The organism is Cobetia sp., from assembly GCF_983723665.1.
Map to the genome: position 1 here is coordinate 16,555 of NZ_CFDJES010000046.1, position 4,814 is coordinate 21,368.

General features: G+C 61.1%; 4 protein-coding genes. 2 read left to right on the plus strand and 2 right to left on the minus strand.

Features of this window, described 5'->3' with window-relative positions; translation table 11 throughout:
- A partial coding sequence (locus AC4FAH_RS06680) for an autotransporter assembly complex protein TamA (RefSeq protein ID WP_490245793.1) occupies window positions 1-691 on the minus strand: 691 nt, incomplete at its 3' end.
- 151 nt (window positions 692-842) lie between these two features.
- Window positions 843-2,051: a coiled-coil domain-containing protein gene (locus AC4FAH_RS06685; protein WP_287023985.1), complete on the minus strand. Its 1,209-nt coding sequence runs from the start codon at window positions 2,049-2,051 to the stop codon at window positions 843-845.
- A gap of 654 nt (window positions 2,052-2,705) precedes the next feature.
- Between AC4FAH_RS06685 and AC4FAH_RS06690 the strand changes: the two genes are divergently transcribed.
- Both AC4FAH_RS06690 and AC4FAH_RS06695 read left to right on the plus strand, forming a co-directional pair.
- Entirely contained in the window at window positions 2,706-3,290 is a 585-nt protein-coding gene (locus tag AC4FAH_RS06690; protein WP_043334256.1) for a superoxide dismutase, read from the plus strand.
- Window positions 3,291-3,723: 433 nt separating this feature from the next.
- Window positions 3,724-4,814: alcohol dehydrogenase family protein (locus AC4FAH_RS06695; RefSeq protein ID WP_490245794.1), on the plus strand; the 1,091-nt coding region annotated here is incomplete at its 3' end.

The following is a 4,814-nucleotide window of genomic DNA, read 5'->3' on the forward strand; positions in this document are numbered from 1 at the left end:
TCTCGAACGGCTGCATGGCCTTGACGCGATCCAGCTCTATCTGACTGTTGAGATAGGTGATATCGCCGAAGCGGTAGCGCTGACCGCTCTGCATGACCAGATAGATGCGTGCCGAGTGCAACCAAGGGCGTACCTCGATGCGTTGCTGGGAGAAGGAGGTGTCGAAATAGCCGCGTTCGAGGCTGAGCGACGTCAGGGTCGACTTGAGGCTGTCATAGCGTGAGTGACGCAGCACATCGCCTTCCTCGAGGTCGGCGTCGGCCAGTACCTTCTTCATGACCTTGTCGCGCGCGGCGTCGCCTTCGAGCCGCAGCTCCAGCGTCTCGATGGTGACCGGCTCACCGGCATCCACCGTCACGACCACATCATCGCCGCCCAACAGCCCCTTCTCGGGATAGCTGAGCGTGATCTGGGCATCGTAGTAACCGAAGGCCTGCAGCGCTTCCTGGGTGCGCCGGATGATCTCATCCTCATAGCGCTCGGCCGGTGCATCGCCCTCAAGCCTCATCCCGGCCAGGAAGTTGACCACATTGGTCGCCGTCGCGCCCTTGACGCCCTTGACGGCAGCATCGATCGCCAGCGCCTGCGGTGCAAAGCACAGGCCGCCACACACGATCAGCGGCGTCAGATAGCGATGCGGCAAACCGCGCGTCCCGGTCGCTCGAGCAGACTCTTTGTTGTCGCCACTCATGATTCGTCCTTTGTTGAGTGCTGGTGGAAAGCACTGTCCATCGTTCCCATTCATCATGTCGTGCGGCGCTCGGTCATCACGGGGCGTGTCACATGGCCCGCCAGTGGCGGACCACGCCATATCTCATTGCTTATATCCCTGCGGAGCCAGCTCAGCGACGTTCCAGTCGACTGACGCGCTGCTCAAGCTCAGATACCTGGCCCAGCAGCGACGCGACACGGCCACTCAGCTGACGGCGGCTGGCATCCAGCGAGCGCAACTGCTCTCGCGTGTCCTCTGACACCCCCTGTGAGCTGGCTTCCAGGCCGGCACTGAGCGCTGTCTGCTGACGGCGCAGCTCACCCAGCTGGGAGTCCAGTGAGCGTTGCGCAGTCTCAAGCGCTGTCAGCTCGTCAAGCGGCGCGAAACGGCCCTTGAGCTTGCTGGCCAGTTCATCGCCATCGGCGGCGGCTGCAGGCTCCGGCAGTGTCTTCAGCGTCTCGCTCAGTTGCTGCTGCGATTGCTGCAGGGAACGCGTCTGGGTCTGTTGCGTGGCCAGGTCCGTCTTGAGTGCCGTGAGGCGAGTCTCGAGCGAGGCCAACTGCTCGGCGCTAACGCTTTCAATATTGTTCTCAACATCGCTTTCAATATCGCTCTGCAAGCTCTCGATGCGGGCAGCCAGCGTGTCCAGGGTGCTGGAGGTCTTGTCCACCAGCGGCTCGAGGTGCTCAAGCGTGGCCGACTGGGCGTCCAGACGCGCGCCCAGCGCTGCACGGCCATCACGGCTGAGGGATTCCAGTGCCGCCATCGAGCCTTGCAGCGCCGTGATGAGGGTCGCGTGATTGTCATCTGTCTGGGCAAGCGTCGTGACGCGACCATCCAGGCGATCAAGCGCCTCGTCCATGGCGGTCAGACGCTCTTGAGCGCCATCCGCGTCCTTCGCCACCTTCCCTTCCAGTGTCTCGAGGCGCGCGACGGCCTCACTGGACAGGGACGCCTTGTCCTTCTGCAGGGTGGTCAGCGCCGGCACGACAGTGTCATTCAACTGGTTGTCCAGGACGCTGAGTTGCTCACCCAGTGCATCACGCAGTTCGCTCAGGCGCTCATCGCCCTGCTGCTCAAGCTGGGCCACGGAATGTTCGAGCTGGCTGACACGTGCGCCGAGCTGATCGCGTTGATCGCCCCCGAGGGTCTGCAGGTCATGCAGCTGCCACTGTTGCCAGCCCACCACGCCCCCCAGGGCGAGGAGGCAAAGCCACGCTGGCCAGCGTCTGGGCGCGGGGGGACGAGTGTGATGCACACCAAGCGCATCGTCGGGACGCGCGACCAGCGCATCGTCCGGTGAGTCATTGAGAGACGGTTCAGCGTTGTGCGGCCGCATTCTGGCTCCAGGTCCGGCAAACGATCAGCAGCGAAAGGTTCAGCGCAGCATCTTCAGGGCGGCGCAAGACGACCGGAAGTGCGCTTTTTCGCCTTGCTGTATAAAAATACAGTAACGCAGGCTCTGCAAAAGATAAGTCACGGTTCACGTACAGGAAATCGAGTCTAACAGCTGACCTCGGTCATCTCATCAGGTTCCCGCCACGGCCTGTCATCCTGGGCAGAGTGGCAGGAATGTGACAAAAGCCTGGCAATGAACGTAAGCCTTGCAAGAGGCTTGAGAGGATCCCGCGGTCAGTGCCCACCAGCGTTGGCCTGTCGGTGTCTGGGTGCTATAGTGCCAGACACTGCGATACGCGCAGCCTCTGTCTTCGTAGCTATCTGGATTCACAAGGTTTTTCACGCTGATTGCACATTTCATGCGCGTAGCCACGGCATGAAGGATGCACGGCGAGTCATGCACTTTCGCCCTTGCCCGCTGCCTGAGCGGGTGGCCAGTTTCAGGGCCGGGAGTGATGCTGGTCGCGGAGCTTGAGTCTGTGCTTGTCTGCCCCTCTTCCATCACGCGATGGCAGGTCAGGCATTGAAATACTCAGCCCCAAGCCCCACGAAGGCAGAGTACGACCCAATTGGTGAGGAAAAGGAGCTGATCCCCATGGCATTTGAACTTCCAGCACTGCCGTACGAAAAGAACGCACTCGAGCCGACCATCTCTGCCGAGACCCTTGAGTACCATTACGGCAAGCATCACCAAGCCTACGTCACCAAGCTGAACAGCATGGTCGAAGGCACTGCTGACGCAGAAAAATCTCTCGAAGAGATCATCCAGAGCGCCCAGGGTGGTCTGTTCAACCAGGCAGCTCAGGTGTGGAACCACACCTTCTACTGGCACTGCCTGTCCCCGAATGGTGGTGGCGAGCCGTCCGGCCCGCTGGCAGACGCCATCGTGGCCAAGTGGGGCTCCGTTGCTGATTTCAAGGAAGCCTTCAACACTTCCGCTGCTGGCAACTTCGGTTCCGGTTGGACCTGGCTGGTCAAGAACGCCCAGGGCGAGCTGGAAATCGTCAACACTGACGACGCTGACACCCCGATCGCCAAGTCTGGTCAGACTCCGCTGCTGACCGTCGACGTCTGGGAGCACGCCTACTACGTCGACTACCGCAATGCCCGTCCGAAGTACCTGGAAAGCATCTGGAACATCATCAACTGGGAATTCGCTGCACAGAACTTCGCAGCCTGAGCTTTTCCAGATTGAGTTTGGCTAGACCGAGCTTAGCTAGCCTCAGGAGGCCGAGTCGTTTACCGCTCGAGACTCCAGCTGAGCCAAGGCATCCGACGTCACCCTGATATGACGCCTGGTCGCCCTGCTCTGAAAACCCCGCCACCTGGCGGGGTTTTTTTCGTTCAAGACAACGTCACCCAGCCGCGAGCCTGCAAGGCTTGGCTACGGTGTATGCACCACCAGGAGAAGTATCTCGTCTATCGACTTGCAAATGACGGCGGTGCCCCTATCTAATGATGTAGAAGTAGAACGTACGCTCTACCTCGTTGCGTACCCTTGATCGCTCACAGGGATTCGACGACAAGAGACTCGACGACATTGTTGGCACACACTGCTTGAAATGCATTCTTTGACTGCTTGAAATACATTCTTTGAAGAAAAGGGATTACCGATGCCCACTGACACCTCGACCTCCTCACTGCCCGACTCCATGCTAGCGATCGTGACCACCGGCCATGGGGGTTATGAATGCCTCGAGACACAGCAGCGCCCGGTGCCGACACCCGGTGAAGGCGAGGTGCTGATCAAGGTGCTGGCGGCTGGCATGAACAACACCGAGATCAATACGCGTCTGGGCTGGTATTCCTCCACGATCACTACCGCGACCCAAAAGGCCAGCAGCGTGCATGACAACGCGGACGCAGATGCGGCGACCGACAAGCCGGCGCCGCCGGAAGGTGGCTGGAAGGGAGAGACGCCCTTCCCCCTGATACAGGGCACGGATTGCTGTGGCGAGGTGGTGGCATTGGGCCCGAATGCGGATGCCAGCCTGCTGGGCAAGCGCGTGCTGGTACGCTCCTGCATGCGCAGCGAGGGCTGGGACTCACTGGAAAATGAATGGATGGGCTCGGACTTCGACGGCGCCTTCGCGCAATTCGTCAGCGTGCGTGCCAGTGAAGTGTTCGCGGTGGACTGTGACTGGAGCGATGTCGAGCTTGGCTCCCTGCCCTGTGCCTACGGCACGGCGGAGAACATGCTCGAACAGGCAGAGCTCAAGGCGGGCGAGCGTGTGCTGATTCTGGGCGCCTCGGGCGGGGTCGGTTCCGCTGCGCTGCAGCTGGCCAAGCGCCGCGGCGCGACGGTGTATGCCGTGGCGGGCGTCGCCAAGCATGAGGCTCTTGCAGACCTTGGCGCCGACAGACTTCTGGACCGCAAGGCCGATCTGCTCGAGCTGCTGGGCCACGAAAGCGTCGACCTGGTGGTCGACAATGTCGCGGGCGACAACTTCCCGGTCATGATGAAGTTGCTCGCGCGTGGCGGTCGTCTGGTGACCACCGGCGCCATCGCCGGCCCGATGGTGACGCTGGACCTACGCGATCTTTACCTGAAGAACCTGCGCCTGCTCGGCACCACTGCCTGGTGTGAAGCCACCTTCCCCAATCTGATCCGCTATGTGGAGCAAGGCGAGATTCGCCCGCTGATCGCGGCCAGCTTCCCGTTGACCGAGATCGTCACTGCCCAACAGCAGTTTCTGAGCAAGGG

Bases quoted from the DNA above. Each gene is read 5' to 3' on its own strand.
- AC4FAH_RS06685 (WP_287023985.1), bottom strand. From the start codon at position 2,051: ATGCGGCCGCACAACGCTGAACCGTCTCTCAATGACTCACCGGACGAT.
- AC4FAH_RS06690 (WP_043334256.1), top strand. From the start codon at position 2,706: ATGGCATTTGAACTTCCAGCACTGCCGTACGAAAAGAACGCACTCGAG.